Origin of the sequence: Micromonospora sp. NPDC005206, assembly GCF_040608175.1 — a bacterium.
Lineage (GTDB): Bacteria > Actinomycetota > Actinomycetes > Mycobacteriales > Micromonosporaceae > Micromonospora.
Window position 1 is genome coordinate 144883 of record NZ_JBEXHU010000016.1, and the last position, 25496, is coordinate 170378.

The 25496-nt window shown below is 74.4% G+C and carries 17 protein-coding genes; 6 read left to right on the top strand and 11 right to left on the bottom strand.

What is annotated here, in order from left to right; all coding sequences use genetic code 11:
• Positions 1-2 precede the first annotated feature (2 nt).
• The 9 genes from ABZU69_RS24695 to ABZU69_RS24735 form a co-directional block, all read right to left on the bottom strand.
• Positions 3-3530: an amino acid adenylation domain-containing protein gene (locus tag ABZU69_RS24695; RefSeq protein WP_354966708.1), complete on the bottom strand. Its 3528-nt coding sequence runs from the start codon at positions 3528-3530 to the stop codon at positions 3-5.
• The gene (locus ABZU69_RS24700; protein ID WP_354966709.1) at positions 3527-5836 is read right to left on the bottom strand and encodes a lantibiotic dehydratase; all 2310 of its coding nucleotides are present in this window, start codon (positions 5834-5836) and stop codon (positions 3527-3529) included. The genes ABZU69_RS24695 and ABZU69_RS24700 overlap by 4 nt, the downstream gene beginning before the upstream one ends.
• Entirely contained in the window at positions 5833-8898 is a 3066-nt protein-coding gene (locus tag ABZU69_RS24705) for a thioesterase domain-containing protein (protein WP_354966710.1), read from the bottom strand. Before ABZU69_RS24705 ends, ABZU69_RS24700 begins: the two co-directional genes overlap by 4 nt.
• A complete protein-coding gene (locus ABZU69_RS24710; RefSeq protein WP_354966711.1) occupies positions 8895-12413 on the bottom strand; it encodes an AMP-binding protein in 3519 nt (1172 codons plus the stop codon). Before ABZU69_RS24710 ends, ABZU69_RS24705 begins: the two co-directional genes overlap by 4 nt.
• Positions 12414-12830: 417 nt before the next feature.
• Positions 12831-13328, bottom strand: coding sequence for a DUF2267 domain-containing protein (locus tag ABZU69_RS24715; protein WP_354966712.1), 498 nt, complete (start codon positions 13326-13328; stop codon positions 12831-12833).
• 42 nt (positions 13329-13370) lie between these two features.
• Entirely contained in the window at positions 13371-13769 is a 399-nt protein-coding gene (locus tag ABZU69_RS24720; RefSeq protein WP_354966713.1) for an NUDIX domain-containing protein, read from the bottom strand.
• Between the two features lie 54 nt (positions 13770-13823).
• Positions 13824-15182, bottom strand: a complete 1359-nt coding sequence (locus tag ABZU69_RS24725) for a hypothetical protein (RefSeq protein ID WP_354966714.1) — start codon at positions 15180-15182, stop codon at positions 13824-13826.
• Complete coding sequence (locus tag ABZU69_RS24730) at positions 15179-16000, bottom strand: sugar phosphate isomerase/epimerase family protein (protein WP_354966715.1); 822 nt, start codon at positions 15998-16000, stop codon at positions 15179-15181. Before ABZU69_RS24730 ends, ABZU69_RS24725 begins: the two co-directional genes overlap by 4 nt.
• Positions 16000-17037, bottom strand: coding sequence for a zinc-binding alcohol dehydrogenase (locus tag ABZU69_RS24735; RefSeq protein ID WP_354966716.1), 1038 nt, complete (start codon positions 17035-17037; stop codon positions 16000-16002). Before ABZU69_RS24735 ends, ABZU69_RS24730 begins: the two co-directional genes overlap by 1 nt.
• A gap of 116 nt (positions 17038-17153) precedes the next feature.
• On the opposite strand from ABZU69_RS24735, the gene ABZU69_RS24740 reads away from it, so the two are divergent.
• The 4 genes from ABZU69_RS24740 (at position 17154) to ABZU69_RS24755 (ending at position 21085) form a co-directional block, all read left to right on the top strand.
• Positions 17154-18548 (top strand): extracellular solute-binding protein, encoded by a 1395-nt coding sequence (locus ABZU69_RS24740; protein ID WP_354966717.1) that lies wholly within the window; start codon positions 17154-17156, stop codon positions 18546-18548.
• A complete protein-coding gene (locus tag ABZU69_RS24745) occupies positions 18545-19501 on the top strand; it encodes a sugar ABC transporter permease (protein WP_354966718.1) in 957 nt (318 codons plus the stop codon). The genes ABZU69_RS24740 and ABZU69_RS24745 overlap by 4 nt, the downstream gene beginning before the upstream one ends.
• Entirely contained in the window at positions 19501-20367 is an 867-nt protein-coding gene (locus ABZU69_RS24750) for a carbohydrate ABC transporter permease (protein WP_089021366.1), read from the top strand. The genes ABZU69_RS24745 and ABZU69_RS24750 overlap by 1 nt, the downstream gene beginning before the upstream one ends.
• A gap of 112 nt (positions 20368-20479) precedes the next feature.
• On the top strand, positions 20480-21085 hold the full coding sequence (locus ABZU69_RS24755; RefSeq protein WP_354966719.1) for a class I SAM-dependent methyltransferase: 606 nt from the start codon (positions 20480-20482) through the stop codon (positions 21083-21085).
• 21 nt (positions 21086-21106) lie between these two features.
• On the opposite strand, the gene eccB is transcribed toward ABZU69_RS24755, so the two are convergent.
• Entirely contained in the window at positions 21107-22492 is a 1386-nt protein-coding gene (gene eccB, locus ABZU69_RS24760; RefSeq protein ID WP_354966720.1) for a type VII secretion protein EccB, read from the bottom strand.
• Between the two features lie 128 nt (positions 22493-22620).
• Here eccB and ABZU69_RS24765 point away from each other — a divergent pair, with 128 nt between their 5' ends.
• Together ABZU69_RS24765 and ABZU69_RS24770 are read left to right on the top strand one after the other, a co-directional pair.
• Positions 22621-23340, top strand: a complete 720-nt coding sequence (locus ABZU69_RS24765) for a spermidine synthase (RefSeq protein ID WP_354966721.1) — start codon at positions 22621-22623, stop codon at positions 23338-23340.
• 128 nt (positions 23341-23468) lie between these two features.
• Positions 23469-23645, top strand: coding sequence for a hypothetical protein (locus ABZU69_RS24770; RefSeq protein WP_354966722.1), 177 nt, complete (start codon positions 23469-23471; stop codon positions 23643-23645).
• Between the two features lie 12 nt (positions 23646-23657).
• Here the strand turns inward: ABZU69_RS24770 and ABZU69_RS24775 are convergent, their stop codons facing one another.
• Positions 23658-25460: an acyl-CoA dehydrogenase gene (locus tag ABZU69_RS24775; protein ID WP_354966723.1), complete on the bottom strand. Its 1803-nt coding sequence runs from the start codon at positions 25458-25460 to the stop codon at positions 23658-23660.
• Positions 25461-25496: the final 36 nt, after the last annotated feature.

The window sequence follows — 25496 nt, forward strand, 5'->3', positions numbered from 1 at the left end:
CGTCACGCGGTGCCGCCGGGGCGGCGGGGAGGGATACGGCGGGTACGGCCGCGGCGGGCGGCGGCGCGCAGAGCGGCCCGCGCCAGCTCCGGGCGGTCGGCGGCTCCGTCGAGGCTGGCGGCGAACGCCCGGATGGTGGGGTGGCGGAACAGGTCGAGCATCTTGATGGACCGGCCGGTTGCGGTGGTCAGTCGGGCGTGGACGGCGGCGAGCGCGAGGGAGTGCCCACCGATGTCGAAGAAGTTGTCGGTCACCCCCACCCGGTCGCGCTCCAGCACCTCCCGCCAGATCCCCGCGACCAGCTCCTCGGTCTCGGTGAGTCCGTCCGGGCCGGCGGGCACCAGCGCCGGCGGGTCGCCGCCGGCCACCGTCATCGCGCCGAGTTGCGGCACCCGCACGGTCGGCCGGGGCAGCGCGGCGGCCACCTCGCGGGCCGGCGTGTCCGGTGCGCCGGCCAGCGCACCCACCAGCTCGGCCAGGTCGGCGAGCAGGTCGTCGATACGAGTGGCGTCGAACAGGTCCGGGTTGTAGACCACCTCGACGCCGGTGCCGCCGTCGGGCTGCACCACGTAGACGGTGATGTCGAACGGCGAGCCCGGTTTGGGCACCGGCACCGCCTCAGCGGTCTGCCCGGTCAGCGTCAGCCGTGGTGGCGCGAAGTTGAGCACGTTGAACAGCACCTGCACCAGCGGCGCGCGGGCGGTGTCCCGGCCGACGCCGAGCGCCTCGACGATCCGTTCCAGTGGCGCCCCGGGATGCGCGGTGGCCTCGTGCAGCTCCCCGGAGCACCGGTCGACCAGCTCGGCGAAACTCGCCCCGCCGGTGCGGACCCGCACCGGCACGGTGTCGATGAAGAAGCCGATCACGTCGTCGAAGGCGGCCAGCCGCCGGTCGGCGACGATCGCGCCGAGCACGTGGTCGTCGCCGCCGGTGAGCCGCGCGATCAGCTCACCGAACGCGGCGAGCAGCACCGCCGCCACGGTCGTGCCGCGCCGGTCGGCCAGCTCGCGGACCGCGCGGTCGGTGTCGGCGGGCAGCCGGACGGCCGCCTCCGCACCGGCGTAGGTCTGCACGGCGGGTCGGGGTCGGTCCCGGGGCAGGTCCAGCACCGTCGGGACGCCGTCCAGGTGCGCCGTCCACCAGGCCAGGTCCGCCGCGCCGCGCAGCCGGTCCCGTTCGGCCCGCCAGACCGCGTAGTCGGCGTAGCGGGCGGGCAGCTCCGGCAGCGCCGGCGGTTGGCCGGCCACCGCCTGGGCGTACCCGGCCGCGAGGTCGTCGTAGCAGACCCGTTCGGACCAGCCGTCGAAGACGGCGTGGTGCCAGGTGGCGGCCAGCACGTGCTCGGCCGGGCCGAGCCGGTAGACGGTCACCTGCCAGGGCGGCCCGGTGGCCAGGTCGAAGGGGTGCGCGGCGCCGGCCGCGAGCATCCGGGTCAGCTCGGCCTCCGGCTCGGCGCCGCCGGTCAGGTCGACCACGGGCACGGCCACGTCGGTCGGCTCGGCGCAGACGGCGTACGGCACGCCGGCGGTCTGCGGGATCCGCCAGCGCAGCACGTCGTGCCGCTCGGCGACGGCCCGCAGCGCCGCCCCGAGCGCGGCGGTGTCCAGCGGGCCACGCAGCCGGTGCGCCACCGCGATGTTGTACGGCGCGCTGGACGGCGCGAGCTGGTCGACGAACCAGAGCCGGCGCTGCGGTGGGGAGAGGGTGGGCGGGTTGCCGGTGCGCAGCCCGTCCCCGCCGCTCGGCGCGGCGGCCACCCGCTCGACCAGCCGCCCGAAGGTGCGCTCGGTGAACACCGCACGAGTGTCGAGCTGCCGGCCCAGCTCGGCGCGGAGCGCGGCGACCAGGCGCATCGCCGCGATGGAGTTGCCACCGGCGGCGAGGAAGTCCGTCGCCGGCTCAGGTGCCGCGCCGAGCAACCTGGTCCAGATGCCGGCCACCGCCGCCGCCACGGAACCGTCCGGCGTGGCCGGACCGGCGGCGGTGGTGGCGGTGTCGGCGGGGGCGGAGGGGAGGAGCGCGGCGGCGGCCAGCGCGCGCAGCGCCGGCCGGTCCAGCTTTCCGCTGACCGTGCTGATCGGCAGGGCGGCGCGACGCAGCACCCGGGCCGGCAGCATCGCCGCGGTCAGCCGGCTGCCGGCGTACGCCCGCAGCCGGGCGTCGTCGAGCGCGTCCGCAGGGGTGAGGAACGCGACCAGCTCGACGCCGGCGGGGCCGGGCACCGCCTCGACCGCGACCCCGGTCACACCGGGCAACTCGGCCAGCACGGCCTCCACCTCGCCCAGCTCGATGCGCTGGCCACGGATCTTGACCTGCCGGTCGGCCCGGCCGAGGTAGGCGATCCTCCCGTCCGGGTCGAGCCGGACCAGGTCGCCGGTGCGGTACAACCGCTCGCCGGGCAGCCCGGAGAACGGGTCCGGAACGAAGCGCTCGGCGGTCAACGCGGGCCGGCCCAGATAGCCGTCGGCCAGCCCCGTCCCGCCGATCAGCAGCTCACCGATCTCCCCCGGCGGCACCGGGTCCAGCGTCACGTCCACCACGTACGCCCGGTGGTTGGGCAGTGGCCGGCCGATCGGCACCGGCTCGGTCTCGGTGGCGCTCAACGGGCCGCTGACCGCGAGCACCGTCGTCTCGGTGGGGCCGTAGCCGTTGAAGAATCGACGGCCGGGCGCCCAGCGGGTGGCTAGCGGGGCCGGCACGGCCTCGCCGCCGCACAGCACCGTGCGCCAGGCGGGCAGCTCGGCCGGGTCGAGCATGGCCAGCAGGGTGGGCGTGATGAAGCCCCAGTTGACCTCGTGCGCGGCCATGAACCGGGTCAGCCGAACCGGGTCGGCGCGGTCCTCGACGCCGAGCAGTTGCACCGTGCCGCCGAGCAGCAGCGGCACGAACAGGTCCATGGTGGCCGCGTCGAAGCCGAGCGACGCGATGCCGAGGCTACGGACGCCGGCGTCCGCGCCGGTGAGCGCGACCACGCCGGTGAGGAACTCGACCACGTTGCGGTGGCTGGTGAGCACGCCCTTGGGTCGACCGGTGGAACCCGAGGTGAACAGCACGTAGGCCGGATCGCCGGGGCGGGCCGGGCAGGGCGCGAGCGGGGCCGGGCCGGGCAGTGCGAGCGTGTCGACGCCCGGCACGTCGCCGAACTCCGCCTCGGCGGCGTCACCGACCACCAGGGACAGGCCCGCGTCGGCGGCGATCCCGCGCAGCCGCCGACGCGGGCCGCCCGGCTCCAGCGGCACGTAGCAACCGCCAGCCAGCAACACCCCCAGAACGGTGGCGACCAGTTCCGGACGGCGGGTGCCGCACACCCCCACCCGGCTCTGCCGGTCGACGCCCCGGACGCGCAGCGCGGCGGCCACCCCGGCAGCCCGGGCCACCAGCTCGGCGTAGGTGAGCCGGCTGTCCCACTGGCGCACCGCCACCGCGTCCGGGGTGCGGGCGGCCTGCGCGATCACCAGCTCGGCGAGCGTCGCGTCCGGCCAGGACAGCGGCTCACCGGTCACGGCGCTGATGGACAGGATGTCGGTCACCCGTTCCCCCCGGGGTAGCTGCTCGGATCGATGACTTGCAGACGCAGCTCGCTGACGGTTCCGCGGCCGTGCACATCGGTCACCCAGCTCTCGTCAGGTGCCGGCAACAGCTCGGTGACGACGACCGCGACGTCCAGCCCGGTGCGGGCGGCGGCGTCGACCATCGCGCACAGCGACTGGGCGTGCAGCGGCCCGGTGAAATCGACGTAGCAGGGCTTGACCTCGGTGCCGACCTTCACGAACACCCGCTCGGGCAGGCCGAGCCGGGCCCGCCACCGGCGCACCGCGAGGAACCGCTCGGCCTCTCCGGTCACCCCGACCAGGCCGCTGTCCGCGACGGTGGTCCGCCAGGTCCGCCGGGCCACGACCAGCCGATCGATGGTGATCCTGGGCGTGTGCGGCGCCGGGTCGAGCAGCTTGAAGGCGTCCACCAGCAGCGAGCCGAGCAGGTTGGCGAACACTTCCACCAGCGGCCACCGGCTGCCGTCGGGCAGCACCGCCGTCAGCCGGTCGCCGGCCGGCACCACCCGCACCTCGGTCGCCGGGACCAGCCGGTCCACCTCACCGCCGCGAGCGGTGTCGATGCCGAGCTGCCGGTCAGCCGGGCCGGTCAGCCCGTACGTGGTGCGGGTGGTGACCCGGGGGAAGCCCTCCGGATAGAGCACCCGCACCCGGGCCGGGCCCAGGTCGGCGTCCAGCCCGGCGCGCAGCGCCGCCGCGTCCGGGTGGAACGGCACGAAGACCGCGCTGTCGAAGGTGGCGTTGGCCGGGTGCAGCTCACCGAGCACGAGCAGGAACTCGCCACGGTTCAGCGCGGCCAGGTCGACGGCGCTGATCTGCACGTCCGGGCTGTGGATCCGGGCCGACGGCCAGCCTGGCGCGTCCGCCGGGAACACCCGCCGGGCCCGCTCGGCCAGCTCCGTGCCGCGCAGCCGCAGCTCGGGCTGCCCGGTCGGCAGCGCGGCCAGGTCGAACAGCTCGGCCCAGCGGGCGGTGAAGCCGGCCCCCGCGGCGGCCAGCGGCCCGTCCGGGGCGACCAGCAGCCCCTGGGCCAGTGACCAGATGTCGGCCAGCCGCACCGGCCCGTCGGCGCGCAGCTCCTCGTAGAGCTCGGCGAGGAGCCGCTCGCAGGCGGCGCCGATCTCGGCGGTCAGCCACCGGGCGGCCTGGAGCAGCACGGCCAGCGGCGCGGCGAGGGCGTCGAGCACCGCCGCGCCGACGGTGACCTGGAGGTCGCGGGCGGTCTCCTCGTAGACGACGGTGCGGCCGGCGTACATCTGACCGGCCTGCCGGGTGGCGGGCCGGCCGGTGACCGCGGTGAATTCCTCGTTCAGCGCGGCCAGCGCGGCGCCCAGCCGGTCCGCGTCGCCGGCCGCCGCGGCGACCTCGTCGCGGGCCGCGCAGAGCCGGTCGAAGCCGGCGCTCACCTCGGCGCGCAGCGTCCGGTCGCCGATCGCGGCCAGCCGATCGCGTAGGACCTGCTCGGCCCGAGGGCTGATCGGCAGGCCGGCGTCCCAGGTCAGCAGGCCACGCTCGACCAGCCGATCGAGCTGCAGGAACGCGTCGTCGACAGTGCGCAGGCCGGCATCGCCGTCGGCGTGCACCTGCTCGGCCAGCCGCACCGCCGGGGTGCGCCCGTCGCAGCGGGCCAGCAACCGCGCCTCCAGAACGGACATCTCCACCGGCGGGTGCAGCGGCCGGTGCAGCAGGCGGCCCACCACGCTCAGGTGCGGCGGCAACGCCGGCGCCCACCAGCGGCGCACGGCCGGGTCGTCGGCGAGCCGGTCGGCGTACGCGATGAGCGCCCACGCCTCGAAGTGCACCTCCCGCCTCGACAGTGACGTCGGCCCCGGCCGCAGCCGAGTGGACGGGTCGGTGCCGTCGAAGGTGCCCCAGCACACCGGGCCGAAGAAGCCGATCGTCTCGGCCTTGCCGCAGTAGCGCTGCCAGTAGCGCAACAGACTCAGCTCACGCTTGCGCCGCCGGACGTTGCGCACCGTGGGGTCGGTGTGCAGCAGCCCGTCCAGGGCGATCAGCATCTCCGCGTTCTGCCAGGTGACCGCCTCGCGTAGCAGCGGGTCGGCGGCGATCCGGCCGGCGGCGGCCGACCCGTCGGCGAGCGCCTCGGCGAACGCCTTGTCGAACACCTCGGCGGCGACGTCCCCGGCCAGCAGCGCGTCGGCGGCGTCGGCGGCGTCCGGGGCGGCGAAGGCGTCCAGCCCGGCCGCCGGGAACCCGGCGGTGCGCAGCACCACGTCGCGCGACACCGACCAGCCGGTCTCACCGAGCGGCAGCCGGTGGCTCATCGGGCCGGCTCCGGCTCGGCGGCGTCCACGATGTGCAGCCGCAGCTCACTGAAGTAGCGCCGGCCGGCGGCGTCGGGCACCCAGGCGTCCTCGGGGGTGGGCAGCATCTCGCTGACCACCAGGGTGACGTCGTCGCCGCCGTCGCGGCGGGCCGCCCGGACCATCGAGCAGACCAGGCTGGCGAATGCGGGGCTGCTCAGGTCGACGAAGCACGGCTTGGTCTCGGTGCCGAGCTTGACGTACACCTGCTCGGGCAGGCCGAGCCCTCGCCGCCAGTCGCGCACCGCCAGGTAGCGGGCCCGGTCGCCGGTCACCGTGGCCAGGCCACTCTCCCCCACGGTGGTACGCCATGTCTGCCGGGCCACCACCAGTCGGTCCAGCGTGATCCGGGGCGTGTACGGCGCGGCGGCGACCAGCTTGAACCCGTCGACGGCGTGGGTGCTGAGCAGGGCCGCGCAGACCTCGGTCAGCGGCCAGCGCTGCCCGTCGGCGGCCGTGACGACCAGTCGGCCGGCCTCGTCGTGCACGGTGAGCGTGACGGTGGGCAGCACCCGCTCCTCCTCGGCGCCGGGCGCCGCCGCGAAGGCCAACTGCCGGTCGGTCGGGCCGGCCAGCGACTCGGCGACCCGGCTGGTGCGCCGCGGCCAGTCGGTCGGGTAGAGCAGTCGGATCCGACGTGGGCCGAGGTCGGCCGCCAGCCCGGCGCGCAGCCGCTCCACGTCGGGGTGCGACGGGGTCACCGCGTAGGTGTCGAACGACGGCCAGGCGGCGTGCAGCTCACCGAGCACCACGGTGTACTCGCCGCGGGCCAGCGCGTCCGCGTCGGTGGCGCAGATCTGCAGGTCGGGGCTGTGCAACCGGGCGTTGGACCAGTGTGCCGCCGGCGGCGGGAACGCCTCGTCGACCCGGGCGGCCAGGTCTGCCACGTCCAGCCGGACCTCGGTGGCGCCCGACGGCTGCTCGGCCAGGCCGAACAGGTCGGCCCAGCGGGCGGCGAACTGCGCGGCGACGGCGTCCACCGGGCGCTCCCCGGTGCCCCAGAAAAGGCCCTGCACCAGGAACCACAGGTCGGACAGGGCGACCGGACCGTCGCCCGCCTCGGCGCGCAACTCGTCGTACAGCTCGCGGAAGACCGCGCCGTACGCCTCCTCCAGCGCGCCGGCCAGCCAGCGGGCGGCCCGCAGCAGCACGGCCAGCGGCGCCGCCAGCTCGTCCAGCAGCGGCGCGCCGAAGACCACGTCCAGGTCCCGGCTGGTGTCCTCATAGCAGAGTGTGCGGCCGGCGTACATCTGCCCGGCCCGCCGTCGCGGCGGCTGCCCGGTCAGCTCGGTGAACGTCTCGTCGAGCGCGTCCAGGGCGGCCCGCAGCCGGTCCGGGTCATCGGCCGCCGCGGCGACCGCGTCCCGGGCGGCGCACAGCCGGTCGAGGCCGACCTGGGCGGCGGCCCGGGCCGGGGCGTCGCCGATCGCCGCGATCCGCTGGCGCAGCACCTTCTCGGCGTGCGGGGTCACCGGCAGCGCGGCGTCCCAGGTGACCAGCTCCCGCTGCACCAGTCGGTCCAGCAGCTCGTACCCGTCCTCGGGTCGACGCAGCCCGATGGACGCGTCGGCGATCACGTCGCGGGCCGGGCGGCGGCCGTCGACGGCGGCCAGCAGCGCCGCCTCGACCGGGGACAGCGGCACCGGCGGCCGGGCCGGACGAAGCACCTCGCGGCCGGCGAGGCTCAGGTGCGGGGCGAGCCGGGGTGCCCACCACCGGCGCACCGCCGGGTCCGCGCCGATCCGCTCGGCGTACGAGGCCAGCGCCCACGACTCGAACCACACCCAGCGGCGGCGGGTCAGTGCCGCGCCCGGGCGCACCTCGGCGGCGGTCGGCAGGTCAGGGTCGATGGTGACCCAGCAGCTCGGCCCGAAGAAGCCGATGGTCTCGTTCTTGCCGCAGTATCGCTGCCAGTACTTCAGCAGCGCGCGTTCCCGCTCCCGCCGGCGCACGTTGCGGGTGGCCTCGGCGCCACCGCGGACCAGCCCGTCCAGGGCGGGCAACGCACCCCGGTTCTGCCAGGTGATCGCCTCCCGCAGCAGCGGGTCCGCGGCCAGGTCGGTCAGCCGACCGGCGCTGGCGAGCAGGGCCTCGTCGAATTCCTTGTCGAACTGCTCGACGCCGGCGCCGGTGACCAGCAGCTCGTCGGCGGCCGCGGCGGCCTGCGGTGCGGCCAGCAGAGTCAGCCCGTCGGCCGGGAACCCGGTGCTGCGCAGCAGGGCGTCGCGCCACACCGACCAGCCGGTGTCGCCCAGCGGCACGCGGTGCCCGCCGGCCTCCGGGGCGCTCCCGGCGACGGCCGCGCGCAGGTCGGCGCGGATGGTGGCGGCCAGCGCGGGCAGCGCGTCGTGCAGGAAGAAGTGCCCGGCGTCCAGCTCGTGCAGGGTGAAGCCGGCGGCGGTGTGCTCCCGCCAGGCGGCGCTCTGTTCCCGGGTCACCGCACGGTCGGTGCGGCCGCTGAACGCCACGATCGGCACCGGCAGCGGCGCCTCGGGCCGGTAGCGGTAGCCGTCCACCCGGTCGAAGTCGGCGCGCAGCAGCGGCATCAGCAGCTCGACGAGTTCGGGGTGCTCCAGCAGCCCGGCGGGGAGCCCGCCGCCGGCATCCAGGCGGCGCAGCAGCTCGGCGTCGTCCACCCGGGACAGTCCGTCGAAGACGCTCGGCTCGCTGACGTGCGGTGCGCGGGCGCCGCCGACGTAGAGGCGCAGTGGCAGCGGCCGGCCGGTGCGGCGCAGCTCGCGGACCACCTCGAAGCCGACCCGGCCGCCCATCGAGTGCCCGTAGATGGCGTACGGCCGGTCGGCCCGCCCGGCGATGGCCCGGGCCACGTCGGCGATCTGGAATCGCGGGTCCTCGCTGATCCGGTTCTCGCGGCCGGGGAGCTGCACGGGCAGCACCTCGACGTCGGGGCCGAGCCGGTCGGGCCAGTGTCGGAACGCGCTGGCGCCGGCACCGGCGTAGGGCAGGCAGAACAACTGCACCGGTGCCGGGTCGCGGCTGCCGGCGGAGATGAACCAGTTCACCGCACGCCTTTCTGAGGGGGGTCGATCCAGTACCGCTGCCGCTGGAAGGGGTAGGTGGGCAGCGAGGTTCGCCGGATGGTGCCGGCGGGATGCAGGGTGGTGAGGTCGACGTCGCGCCCGGCCACCCAGGCGGCGGCCAGCTCGCGTAGCGGCCCGGGTGCGCCGGCCACCCGCGCGTCGGTGGCCAGCAACTCGTCGAGGGCGGTGAGCGCGCCGGCCGGGTCGGTGGCCACCACGGCGGCCCGGTGGCGGAACGCGCGCCGGCCCAGCGCCAGCGTCGCGGCCGCCTCGGCCAGCGCCGGGGTGGTGCCGGCGAGGTGCCGCCGCAGCCGGGTCAACGCCGCCCGCAGCGCCACCGGGGTACGCGCCGACACCGGCAGCAGGTGCGCCCCGGCCGGCGGCGGGTCGACCGGCTCGGCCGGCGGGGCCTGCTCGACCACGACGTGCGCGTTGGTGCCGCCCAGCCCGAACGAGCTGACCCCGGCGACCCGGCGCGGCGTGTCCGGCCAGTCGCGCACCTTGGTCGGCACGTAGAACGGGCCGGCGGACAGGTCGATCTCCGGGTGCGGGCGGGTGAAGTGCAGGTTCGGTGGGATGATGCCGTGCTGCACGGCGAGCACCGCCTTGATCAGCCCGGCGATGCCGGCGGCGGCGTCCAGGTGGCCGATGGTGGTCTTCACCGAGCCGAGCGCGCAGGTCTCGGCGGGCGCGGCGCCCTCGTACACCTCGTGCAGCGCGGCCACCTCGATGGCGTCGCCGAGCGGCGTGCCGCTGCCGTGCGCCTCGATGAAGCGGACCTCGCCGGGGGCGACCTCGGCGGCCGCGAGCGCGCCGGCCACCGCGGCGGCCTGGCCGGCGGGCCCGGGAACGGCGTAGCCGGCGCGGTCCCCGCCGTCGTTGGTGACCGCCCAGCCCGGCAGGACCGCGTAGATCCGGTCGCCGTCGGCCTGCGCGTCGGCGAGCCGGCGCAGCGCCACCGCCCCCACACCGGAGCCGAAGCCGGCCCCCTGGGCGGCCTCGTCGAACGCCCGGCAGCGGCCGTCCGGGGAGGCCAGGCCACCGGGGGTGTGCCGGTGCCGCGGCCAGGTGACGCTCACCCCGCCGGCAAGCGCGATGTCGCACTGGTAGTCGGCCAGGCTCTGCGCGGCGAGGCAGACCGCCACCAGTGAGCTGGAGCAGGCACTCTGCACGGCCACCGCCGGCCCGGTCAGCCCCAACCGGTACGCGACCTGGCCGGGCAGGTGGTCGGTGAGCTGCCGACCGACCAGCCGGGCCTCCCAGTCGTCCGGGTCGACGTCGCCGACCACGGCCGGGTTGTCCATGAGGTGGAACAGGAAGTAGCGGTTGACCGAGGTGGCCGAGTAGACCCCGATCAGGCCGGGGAACCGGTCCGGATCGTGACCAGCGTCCTCCAGCGCCTCCCAGGCCGTCTCCAGGAAGAGCCGGTGCTGTGGGTCGGTGCGGGCCGCCTCCCGGTCGCCGAAGGCGAAGAACTCCGCGTCGAAGTCGGCGACCCCGTCGAGCCGGCCGGTGGCCTTGACGTGCCGGGGGTCGGCGCGCAGCCCCGGGCCGACGCCGAGCGCGGCCAGCTCCTCGTCGCTGTGGTCGTGGATGGCGTCCACCCCGGCGCACAGGTTCCACCAGAAGGTGGCCACGTCCGGCGCCCCGGGGAACCGGCCGGCGAGACCGACCACGGCGATCTCGTCGCCGGTGTACTCCCGCGCGCCGACCGGCGCGGCGGGCGGGCCGGCGGCAATCGGCGGCACGGCGGGCAGGGTCGACGCCGTGGCAACCGGCGTCGGCGTCGGCGGCGTGGTCGGTGCCTGCGGGTCGACCAACCGGGCCTGGGCGGCGACGGTCGGGTGGTCGAACAGCCGCAGCAGCGGCACCGCCACACCGAACCGTTCGGCCAGCCGCTGCTGCACCTGGCCGAGCAGCAGGGACTGCCCGCCGACGTCGAAGAAGCTGTCGGTGCGACCGACCGCGTCCCGGCCGAGCACGGCGCACCAGATGTCGTGCACGACCCGCTCGGTCGGGGTGGCTGGCCGGTCCCCGGGCGGCACCGCCCGGGCCGGGTCCGGTAGCGCCCGCTCGTCGACCTTCCCGCTGGTGGTCAGGGGGAACTCGGCGACCGGTACGACCGCGCGGGGCAACGCGTACTCGGGCAGTTGCCGGGCCAGGGCGGCCCGCAGCGCCGCCGGGTCCACCGGCGGCCCGACCGGCCGGACGTACGCCAGCACCTCGCCGTCGCGGACGATGGCGCGCACCTCGGCGATGCCCGGCTCGGCGGCGAGCACCGACTCGATCTCGGTCAGCTCGATCCGGAACCCGCGCACCTTGACCTGCCGGTCCAGCCGGCCGAGGCAGCGCAGCTCGCCGGTGGGCAGCAGCTCGCCCAGGTCGCCGGTGCGGTACACCGGCACGCCGTCGGGGTCGTGGCCGAACCGGTCGCTGGCCAGGCCGAGGTAGCCGGGGGCGAGGTGCCGGCTGCGCACGACGATCTCGCCGTCCGGCGCCAGCCGCAGCGCGTACCCGGGCAGGGCGGTGCCGATCGGCAGCGGGCCGGTTGCCGCCGGATCGACGTCGGCCAGCGGCAGCGTGTGCCGGGCGACGAAGGTCATCTCGGTGGCCCCGTAGCCGTTGACCAGGACGCAGCCCGGGGCGAAGCGACCACGGGCGCGGGCCGCGTCGGCGTAGGTGGCCTGCTCGCCGCCGAGCAGCACCACCCGGACCCGGTCCAGCCGCTCGACGCCCGGGGTGTCCAACAGGTGCCGGTAGACGGTCGGGGTGGAGTGGTAAACGGTGACGCCGTGCCGGGCCAGCTGGCCGACGGCGTACGCCAGCCCGTGCCGGCGCAGGTCGACCGGAACGACGGTGGCGCCGGTGAGCAGCGCCGGGTACAGGTCGGGGATTGCCGCGTCAAAGCTGAACGAGGCGAGCAGGCTCAGCCGGTCGTCCGGCCGCACGGCGAGGAGGGCGATCTGGTTGTCCACCACGTGCGTCAGGTTGCGGTGGCTCTGCCCGACCGCCTTGGGCCGCCCGGTGGAGCCGGAGGTGAACAGCACGTACGCGAGCGCGTCCGAGGCCACCGGCACCGGCCGCAGCGGCGCGGGCCGCACGTCCACGGCCGGAACGACCCGCAGGCCGGGCCGGTCGGCGGCGAGCCGACGGGCCAGCTCGGTGTGCTCGCCGCCGCAGAGCAGGACGGTGACGTCGGCGCCGTCGAGCAGGTGGCGCAGCCGCTGCTCCGGGAAGCCGGGGTCGAGCGGCACGTAGGCGGCGCCCGCGGCGAGCGTGCCGAGGATGGCGGCGATGGTGCCGGCGCCGTGCGCGGTCAGCAGGCCGACCCGGTCACCGGGCCGAACGCCGGCCGCGGCCAGCAGGCCGGCGTGCCCCCCGGCCAGGCCGGCGAGGGCGGCGTAGTCGAGCGGGCCGGTGTCGCCGAGTACGGCGGGATGGTCGGGACGAGCGGCAGCGGCATCACCGAAGCGATGGATCAGCGTCGAGGTTCCCATTTCAGGACGCGTGCACCGGTCCACAACAGACGGGCGCGCGGCAATCAACAGTCTTGATCATGATCCCCCCCAGGACGTCACAATGGAACGAGCATAGGGTTCGATGGCTGCCGGGAAAGATCATCGATTAGAGTCAAGCCAAAGGGTCGACTCGGGCTCGGACGAGGGACGACGAATATCGTCCGATCATCCCCCTGGCGCAACGGTGAATTTTCGCCTAACACGTCTGCCAGCGGCCAATTTTTCGGCACATTGTTTCTTGCGTGGTGGAATTTCCCGCTCAACACAATGGAGTCGTGTGCTCGACGGCCCATTCGTCGGATGATCGACACCGGTTCGCGGGGCTACGAATGTCAGGCATACCGCAATTTCTACGATCTGGAGTGGGTCTCACCGAAAACACACCTGTGCGGCGGGTTAGGCCCCATACGGATCGGGCGGGACCGGCGTGACATCGCCGTCGCCATCGCGCGGCAACCGCGCCACCATCTCCCGGAACTCCCGCACGGTCACCGCCTCCCGCAGGGTCGCGAAGACCGCGCCCGTGCCGGTCCGGGCGGTGGCCGGGTCGACCCCGGCGCGCTGACCCACCCGGCGGAGGAACTCCACCGGCCCGGCGTCCGGCGCCGGCGGGGCCGCAGCCGTGCCGCCGATGTCCAGGCCGGTGTCCAGCCCGGCCACGCCGCTGTCCGGGCCGGCGGTCACGGTCGGCGGGGCCGGGTCGCTCAGGTAGCCGTCGAGGTCGTCCGGGAGGTGCCCGGCGAGGGGGTCGGGCGGCCCACCGCTCACCCGTTCGGCCATCGTCTGGAGCACGGCGCGGGCGATGGCGGCGGCCTGCTCGGCCGGCAGGCCGGACCGCCGGGACACCGCGTCGATGAAGTGTGGGAACTGCCCGCCGCCCGCCCTGTCGGTCACGCCCCGGCGCTTACCCCCGGCCGGTGCCGACAAACTGCGCCGTCAGCGCAGCAGGTCAGCCGCCAGCAGATGATCGAAGATGACCTGGTCGACCGGGGAGGTGCGGTGCCGGTCGGCGTACCCGAGCCAGGCCAGCTCGGCGATCTCGCTGGCCGGCCTCAGCTCGCCGTCGTGCGCGGCGCGGTAGCAGGTCATGCGGACCGTCGTGCCGGCGGCGTGGCCATGCGCCTGGGCGGTGAACGTGCCGACGTGCACGGCGCCGGCGACGTCCACCGCGACGCTCAACTCCTCGGCGACCTCCCGGCGCAGCGTGTCCAGGTCGCTCTCCCCCGGCTCACGCTTGCCGCCCGGCAGGTACCAGACATCCTTGCCCCGGGAGCGTGTGCTCAGCACCCGCCCGTCCTCGATGAGGATCCAGGCCACCTTGTCGATCTCGGGCACCGTGCTCCTTCGCGTCGTGGGACGAGGACACCGTACGCCGACGCACCGACGTGCTCAGTGCGGCGTGGTCCCGGCGTCCTCGGCCAGCAGGTCGAGCAGCAGCGCCGCGGTCCAACTGAACGCCGGCGAGCCCAGCCCGGCGCCGGTGTCCGGATGGAAGTACTCGTGGCAGCCGGCGCCGGCGACCAGCCCGATCATGGACCGGCGCAGCCCGGCCGCCAGCTCCGGGTGCCCGTGCGTGAGCAGCCCGCGCCGCACCAGCCAGCCGACGTTCAGCCAGCTCGGCCCGCGCCAGTAGCGCAACGGTTCGAAGTCCGGAGCGGTCCGGTCGTGGCTGGGCAGCGGCCGGTCCATCCGCCGAGCCACCCCGAAGCGCGCCGACCGGGCCTCCACGATCAGCGCGTCCGCCTGGCGGGTCGGCAGACCGGGCAGGATCAGCGGCGCCAGGCCCAGCACGGTGCGTGCCGGGACCAGCCGGGCGGTGCGCAGGTCGCGGGGGGCGAACGTTCCGGTGGCCGGGTCGTACAGCCGGCGCACCAGGGCCTCGGTGATCCGGGCCGCACGGGCCCGGTGCGGCCCCGGGTCGGCGCCGACCAGCGCGGCGATCTCGGCCAGCGCGTGCTCGGCCGCACCGAACGCCGCGTTGAACAGCGGGCACTCCACCAGGAACGGGTGCTCGTCGGCCAGATGCTGGTCGGAGTAGGCGCGATCCCGGTACGAGGCGACGATCGCCAGGTAGCGCGCGTAGTCCAGGTCCGTGGGGCGGTGCGCGGCGTCGGCGTGCGCGGTGTCGTGCCGGCGGTACGCGCGCATCACCGTCGCCTCGGCCGGCACCGCGGCCATCGGCTCGTCCCAGGCCGGGCTGTTGTCCAGGCCGGACTCCCACGGGTGCACGATGCAGGCCAACCCGCCGCCGGTCAGGTCCCGCCGCTCGGCCAGGTAGCGCTGCTGGGCCACCAACGCCGGATAGAGACGGCGCAGTGCGGCCAGGCCGGCCGGGTCGGGCGCCCGCCGGTACGCCAGCCACGCGGCGAGCGCATGCACCGGCGGCTGGACCAGGCCGGAGGTGTCGATGGCCGGAGCCCCCTCGGCGGTCGCCGAGCGCCACAGCTCCGGCCCCGGGAAGTACGCGCCGACCCGCAGCGCCGGGTTGAACACGATGTGCGGAACCCGCCCGTCGGCCCACTGCGCCCGGAACAGGCTCGCCAGCTCCCGCCAGGCCCGCTCGGGACGGACCTGGGCCAGCCCGATGGCGATGAACGCGGAGTCCCAGCTCCACTGGTGCGGGTAGAGGGTGCGTGAGGGCACCGTGTGGTCGTGCTCCCAGTTGGCGTCGAGGGTGGCGACCGCGAGTCGGCGCAGCCCGGCGAGGTCGGACGGCGCGCCGGTGCGGGCCAGGGCGTCGGCGGTCATGCCGCGGCCCGCCGGGGCAGCGCGTGCCGCAGCACCGTGGCGGCCTGCTGGAGGGCGCGGACCGGGTCGCCGCGCAGCCGACACTCCAGCGCCAGCCAGCCCCGGTAGTCCAGCTCCAGCAGGGTCCGCACCAGCGCCGGCCAGTTGAGGTGCCCGGCGCCGGGTTGGTACCGGTTGGAGTCGCTGACCTGCACGTGCCCGAGGTACGGCGCGGCGGCACGCAACGCCCGGTGCACGTCGTCCTCCTCGATGTTCATGTGGAAGGTGTCGGCGACCACCCGCACCGACGGCAGCCCGACCGCCGCGCAGAGCGCGACCGCCTCGTCGAGCCGGTTGACCATGTGGTCCTCGTACCGGTTGAGGGGTTCCAGGAAGAGGGTGACCCCCTCGGCCCGGGCGTGCTCGCCCAGCTCGCCGAGGGCGTCCAGGAGCACCTGCCGGTCGCCGGTCGGTGGGCGCGGCGGCTCGAACGGCGGCAGCCGCCGGGAGAACATCCCCCACGACGCCGGCGTCATCGCCCCGACGCCGCCCAACTCGGCGATCACCGAGAGCTGGGAGCACAGGTTGCGCACCGCGTCGGCGGACCGTGCCGGGTCGAAGTCGCCGATGAAGTGGTCCATCTCGACGCAGACGGTGGGCATCACCACCCCGGCGGCGCGGGCCCGGCGCAGCTCGGGCAGCCGGCGGGCGAACGCGAGGTCGCCGCGCCCGCGCAGCTCGATGCCCTGGTAGCCGAGGGCGGTGGCGAGGGCGTACTTCTGGATCAGGTCGGTGCCCGGCAGGAGCTGTTCCTGGCAGGCCAGCGCGATGGTGGTCATCAGAACCTCAGCACCACTTGAAGGACGTCACCGGCGCCGCGGTCGAGCAGCGCGAGGGCGTCGGCGACGGCGCTGGCGTCGACGATGTGACTGACCAGCGGCAACGGGTCGACGCTGTGCTCAGCCACCAGCTCCATGAAGGTCTGTGCCACCCGGTCACCGGTCCACCGGCCGGCCATGCTCGGCGCGGGGGTCGGGCCGGAGACCTGGGCGGCCACCAACTGGATGCGGTTGTGGTGGAACTCCTCGCCGAGGCCGAGTCCGTCGGCCTGGCCCTGGTAGAAGCCGGCGGCCACGACCCGGCCGGCGTGCGCGGTGGAGCGGATCGCCTCGTGCAGCGCGGGGTACGCCCCGGACAGCTCCAGGCAGACGTCCGCGCCCCGGCCGTCGGTGGCCTGCCGCAGCACGGCGGCGGCGGACTCCGCGCCGGCTACCACCGTCGACCGGGCGCCGTAGCGGGCGGCGTGCTCCAGCCGGCCGGGCATCCGGTCGACCGCCACCACCCGCGCGCCGGAGAGCACCGCGAGCCGGGTCGCGAGCAACCCGATGACGCCCTGCCCGAAGACACCGACCCAGTCGCCGAGGTGCAGGTCGCCGGCGAGCACGGCGGTCAGCGCGATGGCGCCCGGCCGGGCGAAGACCGCGGCGAGCGGGTCCAGGCCGGCGGGCAACGGGCGGACCGCCCCGGCGGCCAGCACGGCCTCGGCGCGGTGCCCCCAGATGCCCCAGACCAGCTGCCCCGGGTGCCGGTCGGCGACGTCCGGGGCCACCTCGACGACCTCGCCGACCTCCTCGTAGCCGAAGCCGATCAGCGGGTACGGCACCGGGGTCTGCCGGGGCACGAACATCCGCGCGGCGTCGTCCCAGTCCTTGCTGAGTCGTGGATTGCTGCCCCGGTAGAGAGTGAGCTCGGTGCCGGCCGAGATGCCGGAGTAGCAGGTGCGCACCCGGACCTGGCCGGGGCCGAGCGGATCCGGCGGGCAGGGCTCGAGGCTGATCCGTCGAGGCCCCGCGAGAGAGACAACCCAGTTGACCATGAGTCACATCCCGGTAGCACTGGGCTCCAGGATAGGCAAAAAATCGTTATATGTCTTGTTATTGATCAATCGAAGGCGTTGAATCCTTCATGTACCCTTCGAGAGGAGTGCCACCGATGTCAACACCTCCGAGGCGGATACTCGCCACCACCCTGATCATGGCACTTACCGCATCCACCTTGCTGGCCTGCGGCGACGACGAACCGGACAGCGACAGCAAAAAGATCACCGTGTGGAGCCTGGAGGACGTGGCCGACCGGGTCACCGCCACCAAGGCGATCATCGCCGACTTCACCGCGAAGACCGGGGTCCAGGTTGACCTCGTGACCGTCAACGAGGACCAGTTCCCCTCCCTGATCGCCGCCAACGCGGCCGCCGGCGACCTCCCCGACGTGGTCGGCTCCGTCTCCCTGGCCGGCATCCGTACGCTCGCCGGCAACCAACTGCTGCACGCCTCGGCCAACACCGAGATCGTCGACACGCTCGGCCGGCAGACCTTCTCCCCCCGCGCGCTGGAGCTCACCTCCGACGACGGCAAACAGCTCTCCGTGCCCAGCGACGGCTGGGGGCAACTGCTCGTCTACCGCAAGGATCTCTTCGACGCCGCCGGCCTGCCCGCCCCCGACACGTACGAGCGGATCACCGCCGCCGCGGCAAGGCTCAACACCGGCGGCGTCGCCGGGATCACCGCGGCGACCGCCCCCAGCGACGTGTTCACCCAACAGACCTTCGAGCACCTGGCGCTGGCCAACGGCTGCCAGCTCACCGACGACGCCGGCAAGGTCGCCCTGGACTCGCCGCAGTGCGTCGAGGCGTTCCGCTTCTACGGCGACCTGATCCGGACCAGCTCGATCAAGGGCGCGCAGGACGTGGACACCACCCGCGCCACCTACTTCGCCGGGAAGGCGGCCATGGTGGTCTGGTCGCCGTTCATCCTCGACGAGCTGGCCGGGCTGCGCAACGACGCCAAGCCGACCTGCCCGCAGTGCCAGGCCGACCCGTCGTTCCTGGCGAAGAACAGCGGATTCGTCACCGCGATCAAGGGCCCGAACGGCACCGAACCGGCCCAGTACGGCGAAATCAGCTCGTGGGCGGTGCTCGACGGCGCCGCGACCGACTCGGCGAAGTCCTTCGTGGAGTACATGCTCGGCGACGGCTACCCGCGCTGGTTCGGCATGTCGCCCGAAGGCCGCTTCCCGGTACGCAAGGGCACCCCGGCCGAGCCCGAGGCGTACCTCGCCGCCTGGAACACCAGCCAGGCCGGCGTGGACGCGAAGAAGCCCCTCGCGGACGTGTACGGCGACGAAGTGCTTGCCACCCTGCGCCGCAGCCCGGACACCTTCCAACGCTGGGGGCTCGGCCAGGGGCAGGGCAAGCTGGTCGGCGCCATGCTCGGCGAGCTGCCGGTGCCCAAGGCGTTGAACGACGTCATCTCCGGCAAGTCCGACGCGGCGGCCGCCGCAGCGCGAGCCAAGAAGGACGTCGACGCCATCAAGGCGGGCGTCAATTGACCACCACCGCACCCGGCCCCGGTCGCTCGCACACCCGTGAGCGACCGGCGCCGGCCCGCCGCCGACCGCTGACCCTGCGCCGTCGGGAGTCCCGCGCCGGGCTCGCGCTGGTCGCCCCGACCCTGCTCGTCACCATCACCGTCATCGGCATCCCGATCGTCTGGACCGTGGTGCTCGCCTTCCAGCGGGTTCGGCTCGCCACGCTGCGCAAGACCGGCCTGTTCGGCGAGTTCACCATGGACAACGTCGACCGGGTGCTGCACACCCCCGGCTTCGCCAGCACCCTGTGGACCACGCTGGTCTACAGCCTCGGCGGCACCGTCGGGTCGATCCTGCTGGGCCTGGTCGCCGCCCTGGTGGTCCGCCGGCCGTTCCGCGGTCGCACCCTGGTGCGGGCGTCCATGCTGCTGCCGTACGTGGCGCCGGTGGTCGCGGTGACCTTCGTCTGGCAGGTGATGCTCGACCCGCAGCTCGGCATCGTCAACGACTGGGGCCGGCGACTGCTCGGCTGGGACGCCCCGGTGCCGTTTCTTTCCCAGGAGTCGACCGCGCTGGCCACGGTGATCGTGTTCGAGGCGTGGCGGTACTTCCCGTTCGCGTTCCTGTTCCTGCTGGCCCGGCTCCAGGCGGTGCCCGGCGAGCTGGAGGAGGCCGCCCGGGTCGACGGCGCCACCCCCACCCAGCGGTTCCGGTACATCCTCCTGCCGCAGCTGCTGCCGGTGATCGCCCTGCTGGGCGTGCTGCGCTTCATCATGACGTTCAACAAGTTCGACGACGTCTACCTGCTCACCGGTGGGGCGGCCGGCACCGAGGTGGTCAGCGTGCGGGTGTACGAGTTCCTCACCGCGCGCACCGACATCGGCGCCGCCGCCGCGCAGGCGGTCGTACTGGCCGTGGTGCTGATCGTGTTCGTGCTGATCTACCTGCGCTTCTTCGGACGGAGGGTCGGCTGATGGACCGCGACCTCGTCGAGACGGTCAGCCTGCGCTGGCTGCGCCGCCTGGTGATCGCCGCGTTCCTGGTGATCACCGTCTTCCCCTTCTACTACATGCTGATGCTCTCGGTACGCCCCATCGAGCGGCTGCTGCTCGACCCCGGCTCACTGGTGGTCGGCTTCGGTGAGCTGACCGTCGCCACGTACGCCGAGGTGCTCAAGGCCACCGACGACGGCGGCCAGGGATTCCTCACCTTCATCCGCAACAGTGGCCTGGTCGCCGTCGCGGCGACCCTGCTCACGCTGCTGGTGGCGATCCCCGGGGCGTACGCCGTGGCCCGGCTTCGGTTCTTCGGCCGGCGACAGGTCGACTTCCTGTTCCTGGCGGTCTACCTGTTCCCGTCGATCGTCATCGCGATCCCGCTGTTCGTGGTCTTCACCCGGGCCGGGCTACGCGGCTCACTGTTCGGCCTGGTGCTCGTCTACATCTCGCAGACGTTGCCGGTCTCGGTCTACATGCTGAAGAACTACTTCGAGACCATCCCGGTCAGCCTGGAGGAGTCCGCCGCGATCGACGGCGCCGGCCGGCTCGGCATCATCCGCCGGGTCAGCCTGCCCCTGGCCATGCCGTCGATCATGGCGGTCGCGCTCTACGACTTCATGATCGCCTGGAACGAGTTCCTCTTCGCGCTGCTGTTCCTGGTCGACAAGCCGGACCGGTGGACGGTATCGCTCGGCCTGTCCCTGCTCGCCGATGGGGTGGAGGTGCCCAAGACGGTGCTGATGGCCGGGTCGGTCGTCCTCACCCTGCCCATCGTGATCCTCTTCTTCTCCAGCGAACGGCTCCTCACCGAGGGGCTGACCACCGGCGCGGAGAAGGGCTGAGCAAGCCCGGCGTCATTGGCCGGCGGGAACGCCGGCCGATGACGCGGGTGACCCGGGTCCCGCTCCCCCGGGTCGCCCGTCGCGTCCCCGCCGGCCCGGTTACGGTGGCCACATGGCCAAGCCGACCCGTTGGGCGACCGACACCGGACCCGAGCACTCGCAGTGGTACATCGACCGGTTCCGGAAGCTCACGTCCGAGGGTGCGGACCTGGCCGGCGAGGCCCGGCTGGTGGACGCCCTGGTCCCGCCGGGCTGCCGGATCCTCGACGCCGGCAGTGGCACCGGCCGGGTGGGCGCGGCGCTGGCTCAGCGGGGGCACACCGTCGTGGGGGTGGACGCCGACCCCGCGCTGGTGGCCGCCGCCCGCACCGACTACCCGGGCCCGCACTGGCTGGTCGCCGACCTGGCCGAGCTGGACCTGCCCGCGCTCGGTGAGGCCGAGCCGTTCGACGCCGCGGTGCTGGCCGGCAACGTACTCGCCTTCGTCGCCGCCGGCACCGAGCCGGAGGTGCTGCGCCGGCTCGCCGGGCACCTGCGCCCGGACGGCGTGCTGGCGGTGGGCTTCGGCACCGAGCGCGGTTACCCGCTGACCGCGTTCGACGCGGACGCGGTCGCCGCCGGGCTGCGCCTGGAGCACCGCTTCGCCACCTGGGATCTGCGCCCGTGGCGCGACGACGCACCCTTCGCGGTCAGCATCCTGCGCCGCCCGGCGGCCTGACCCGAGACCAGCCGGGCCACGTCAGGCGGGGGCGGCGACCGCCTTCGCGGCGGCCGGGTCGAGGGTCGCGCCGGCCGGCACCAGGCTGACCAGACCCGCCGGCAGGCGCAGCGGGCGCACGTCGCGGTAGCCGAGCATCGCGAGCACGTCCCGGTCGGCCAGCACGTACCGCCGGCCCAGGTCAGTGACCACGGAGACCGCGCCGCCGGACGCGCCGGGTGCCGCGGCGGCCTCGACCACCGCGCCGCGCCCCGGCTCCACCACCACGTGGTCGGCCAGCACGGCACTGCCGGTCGGCGCGGTCCGCGGCACGGCGGCGAGGTCCGGCAGCGGTACGCCCCAGCGCACCTCCCCGGTACCGCCGTCGTCGCCGACCCGGGCGCAGAGCGCCCCGTCGTCGCCGGCCGCGAGCCGGGGTGGGGCCGGCGGCGGGGCGGTCGGACCGTTCGGGGCAAGGTCAGGCGCCGTGGGCAGCGCGGCGAACCGGCCCAGCGTCATCGGCTCCGGCTCACCCTGCCCGGTGCGGGCCAGCAACAGCCCGGCCTGCAACTCGGTGATCCCGGCCAGCCCGGCGTCGAGTGCCACCGCGTACTGCCGACCGCCGCCGGAGTTGCGCACCAGGTACACCTGACCGATCGTGGCGCCCGGCACCCCGGAGGCGCGTCCGCCCAGATCGGGCAGGGCGAGCGGGGCCAGGTCGACGCCGGCGGGCAGCGAGTTGAGCAGGGCGGGAGCCACCGGGACCGCCCGGGCCCGGGTGGTGGCCAGCGCCGCCAGCACCCGGCTGGGGTCGCGGATCAGGTAGCGCCGCTGGTGCCAGACCAGGTGCAGCCCGCCGTCCGGGTGGCGCAGCAGCAGCGCGTCCTCTCCGAGTGGCCGGCCACCGCCAGGCTCGGCGCTGATCAGCAAAGCGGAGCGGGGCGCCTCGCCGGCCGCGCCGGACGAGATCGTCGAGCAGACCGTCCACGCGGCCGTGGCCAACCGGCCCGGGGCGGGCAGCGAATCCGGCGCGTCGGCGATGCCCAGCGGCAGCCCGCGCGGCACGCCGTCGATGGACCGCCGGGAGACCAGCACGGTCTTGGACCGGTCCGCGCCGACGATCAGCAGCGCCGACGCGTAGTTGAGCACCGGGTGCAGCTTCTGCTCGCGGTAGACGAAGCGGGCGCCGGACTCCTTCTCGACAATCACCGCGCCCGGGTCGCGCCAGCCGCTGCCGCCGCCGGCGAACAGGCCGTAGAGCGCCGAGCCGCCCAGCCCGATCGCCGCGACCAGGACGCTGGCCAGCGCGGCGCCGGCCAGCCGTCGGAACGGCGACTGGGCCGGATCGGTCTCGCGCATCACCAGGGCGGCGACCGCCCGCTGGACGCTGAACTGGTAGGAGTGCAGCTGGTCCTGCCGCGACGGCATGAGATCCCTTCCCGCTGTATCGGCCGGCACAGGATATGCGCTGCGTCGATGTCCCGTGGACCCTGCGTGGCCGGCGCCGGTCGGGCCGGTACCATCCGGGGACGAAATCCGGCGGCGAGAGGGCACCCGTGGGCACGCGTTTCGAGGAGCTGGCCTGGCGGGAAACCCCGATCGGCGCGATCAGCCTGCGTCGGCGCCGCGACCCGGCGCTCCAGGTCGAGGTGTACGAGGTCAAGCTCGACGACGAGTACCTGATGTCCAGCCTCTTCCCGGTCGCGGAGATCGAGCTTGCCCGGCTGGGCCTGGCCGAGCTGGCCGGTGACGCGCTCGACGTGGTGGTCGGCGGCCTCGGTCTGGGCTACACCGCCCGCGCCGCGCTGGACGACCCGCGGGTGCGGTCGCTGCTGGTGGTGGAGGCGATCGAGGACGTGATCGACTGGCACCGTCGCGGTCTGCTGCCGTTCGCGGCGGGGCTCGCCGAAGACCCGCGGACCCGGTTCGTCCAGGCCGACTTCTTCGCCGCCGTGGCCGGCGACACCGGGTTCGACGCGGAGGCGCCGGGGCGACGGTTCGATGCCGTACTGCTCGACGTCGACCATTCTCCGCGCAACGTCCTGCACCCCAGCCACGCCGCTTTCTACGCACCGGACGGGCTGCGGCGCCTGGCCGCCCTGCTACGCCCGGACGGGATCTTCGCGCTCTGGTCGGACGACCCGCCGGACGCCGAGTTCACGGCGGCACTCACCGAGGTGTTCGCGACCGCGCGGGCACACGTCGTGCCGTTCGCCAACCCGTTGACCGGCGGCCAGTCCGCCAACACCGTCTACGTCGCGCGCAGCGCGGGCTGAGCCAGCCCAGCCCGGCCCAGCCCGCACCGCCGGCTGAGCCGGCGCGGCGCTCCGGCATGATCTCGGCCGGATCGGGAAGGTGACCGGGAGGTCGCCGCCGCCGGCGCGACCGGTTACCGGAGGTGGACATGCGCGCGCTGCTCTGGGTTGTCGGCGTGGTCGCCGGCGTGCTGATCCTGCTCGGGCTGATCCTGGAGGCGGTCCGCTGGCTGATCATCATCGGGTTGATCGCGCTGGTCATCGTGATCATCCTGGGTATGGTCAAGGGGCGGCAGGCGATGCACCACCAGACCCGCCGACGGTGAGGGCGGGGCCGCTCAGAACCAGTCCGCGCGCATGTCCAGCGTGGTGCGGTCCCGGCTGTCCAGCAGGTCGAACTGTGGACCGGTGCGGGGCAGCTCGACCGTGAAGAAGTACCGCGCAGCCTGCCGCTTGCCGGCGTGGAACGCGTCACCGGACCCCTCCGGCGGCAGGGCCAGCACCTGCTCCAGCCACATCCACGCGACCACGACGTGCCCGACCGCCTCCAGGTAGACGCTGGCGTTGGCCAGCGCGAGCACCGGGTCACCGTCGGCCCACAGTCGGCGGGTCACCGAGACGACCCGATCCACCGCGTCGGCCAGCCGGTCGGCGAGCTCGGCGGCCTCACCCCCGGCCTGTCCGGCCCGGTCGACGGTCGCGCGGATCGTCGAGATCAGCAGGGTCAGCCCAGCGCCGCCGTGCATCGTCATCTTGCGCCCCAGCAGGTCCAGCGCCTGGATGCCGTGGGTGCCCTCGTGGATCGGGTTGAGCCGGTTGTCCCGGTAGTGCTGCTCCACATCGTGATCGCGGGTGTAACCGGCCCCTCCGAGCACCTGGATCGCCAGGTCGTTCGCGGTCAGGCACCACTGTGACGGCCAGCTCTTGGTGATCGGGGTGAGGACGTCCAACAGCAGGTGCGCCCGCTCGCGGTCGGCCTCGGCCGGGGCGGTCTTCTCCTCGTCGAGCAGCCGCGCGCAATAGAGGACCAGGGCCAGCGCCCCCTCCACATAGCTCTTCTGAGCCAGCAGCATCCGTCGTACGTCGGGGTGGTCGATGATCGGCACCTGCGGCGTGCCCGGGTCCTTGGCGCCGACCGGCCGGCCCTGCGGCCGTTCGCGGGCGTACGCCAGGCTCTTGAGGTAGCCGGTGTAGCCGAGCGCGGTGGCACCGGCGCCCACCCCGATGCGCGCCTCGTTCATCATGTGGAACATCTGGGCCAGCCCCTGGTGCGGCGGCCCGACCAGATGACCGACCGCGCCGGGGCGACCGGCGGGGGCGTGGCCGCCGTCACCGAAGCTGAGCAGGGTGTTGGTGGTGCCCCGGAAGCCCATCTTGTGGTTGAGCCCGACCAGCGCCACGTCGTTGCGGTCGCCGAGCGAGCCGTCCGGCCCGACCAGCACCTTCGGCACGATGAACAGCGAGATGCCCTTCACCCCAGGCGGGCCGCCGGGGATCCGTGCCAGCACCAGGTGGACGATGTTCTCGGCCAGCTCGTGATCTCCGCCGGAGATCCACATCTTGGTGCCGAAGAGCCGGTACGTGCCGTCCGGCTGCCGCTCGGCGCGGGTGGTGATGTCGGCGAGCGAGCTGCCGGCGTGCGGCTCGGACAGGCACATGGTGCCGAAGAACCGGCCTTCCAGCATGGGTCGTACGTAGGTGTCGACCTGCTCCGCGCTGCCGTGCGCCAGCAGGAGGTTCGCGTTGCCCAGGGTGAGGAACGGGTACGCCGAGGTGGCGACGTTGGCGGCCTGGAACCAGGTGAAGCAGGCCGCCGCGACGGCGTGCGGCAGTTGCAGGCCGCCGACCGAGGCGTCCAGCCCGGCGGTGAGCAGGCCGGTGTCGGCGAAGCTGTCCAGCGCCGCGCGGACCTCCGGGATCAGCCGTACCCGCTGCCCGTCGAAGGTCGGCTCGGCGAGGTCGGCGGCCCGGTTGTGCGGTGCGAACTGCTCGGTCGCGACCCGCTCGGCGAGGTCGAGGGCGTCGTCGAAGGTCTCCCGGGAGTGCTCGGCGTAGCGGGGGCGCTCGACCAGCTCGGACACCCGCAGCCAGTCGTGCAGCAGGAAGTCCAGGTCGCGGCGGGAGAGCAGGGTGGACGGCACGGCACTCCTCAACGGGCACGGCGGTCACTCGGTGCG

Bases quoted from the DNA above. Each gene is read 5' to 3' on its own strand.
- ABZU69_RS24750 (WP_089021366.1), top strand. From the start codon at position 19,501: ATGGACCGCGACCTCGTCGAGACGGTCAGCCTGCGCTGGCTGCGCCGC.
- ABZU69_RS24770 (WP_354966722.1), top strand. From the start codon at position 23,469: ATGCGCGCGCTGCTCTGGGTTGTCGGCGTGGTCGCCGGCGTGCTGATC.
- ABZU69_RS24730 (WP_354966715.1), bottom strand. From the start codon at position 16,000: ATGACCACCATCGCGCTGGCCTGCCAGGAACAGCTCCTGCCGGGCACC.
- ABZU69_RS24700 (WP_354966709.1), bottom strand. From the start codon at position 5,836: ATGAGCCACCGGCTGCCGCTCGGTGAGACCGGCTGGTCGGTGTCGCGC.
- ABZU69_RS24725 (WP_354966714.1), bottom strand. From the start codon at position 15,182: ATGACCGCCGACGCCCTGGCCCGCACCGGCGCGCCGTCCGACCTCGCC.
- eccB (WP_354966720.1), bottom strand. From the start codon at position 22,492: ATGCCGTCGCGGCAGGACCAGCTGCACTCCTACCAGTTCAGCGTCCAG.
- ABZU69_RS24735 (WP_354966716.1), bottom strand. From the start codon at position 17,037: ATGGTCAACTGGGTTGTCTCTCTCGCGGGGCCTCGACGGATCAGCCTC.
- ABZU69_RS24740 (WP_354966717.1), top strand. From the start codon at position 17,154: ATGTCAACACCTCCGAGGCGGATACTCGCCACCACCCTGATCATGGCA.
- ABZU69_RS24710 (WP_354966711.1), bottom strand. From the start codon at position 12,413: ATGGGAACCTCGACGCTGATCCATCGCTTCGGTGATGCCGCTGCCGCT.
- ABZU69_RS24755 (WP_354966719.1), top strand. From the start codon at position 20,480: ATGGCCAAGCCGACCCGTTGGGCGACCGACACCGGACCCGAGCACTCG.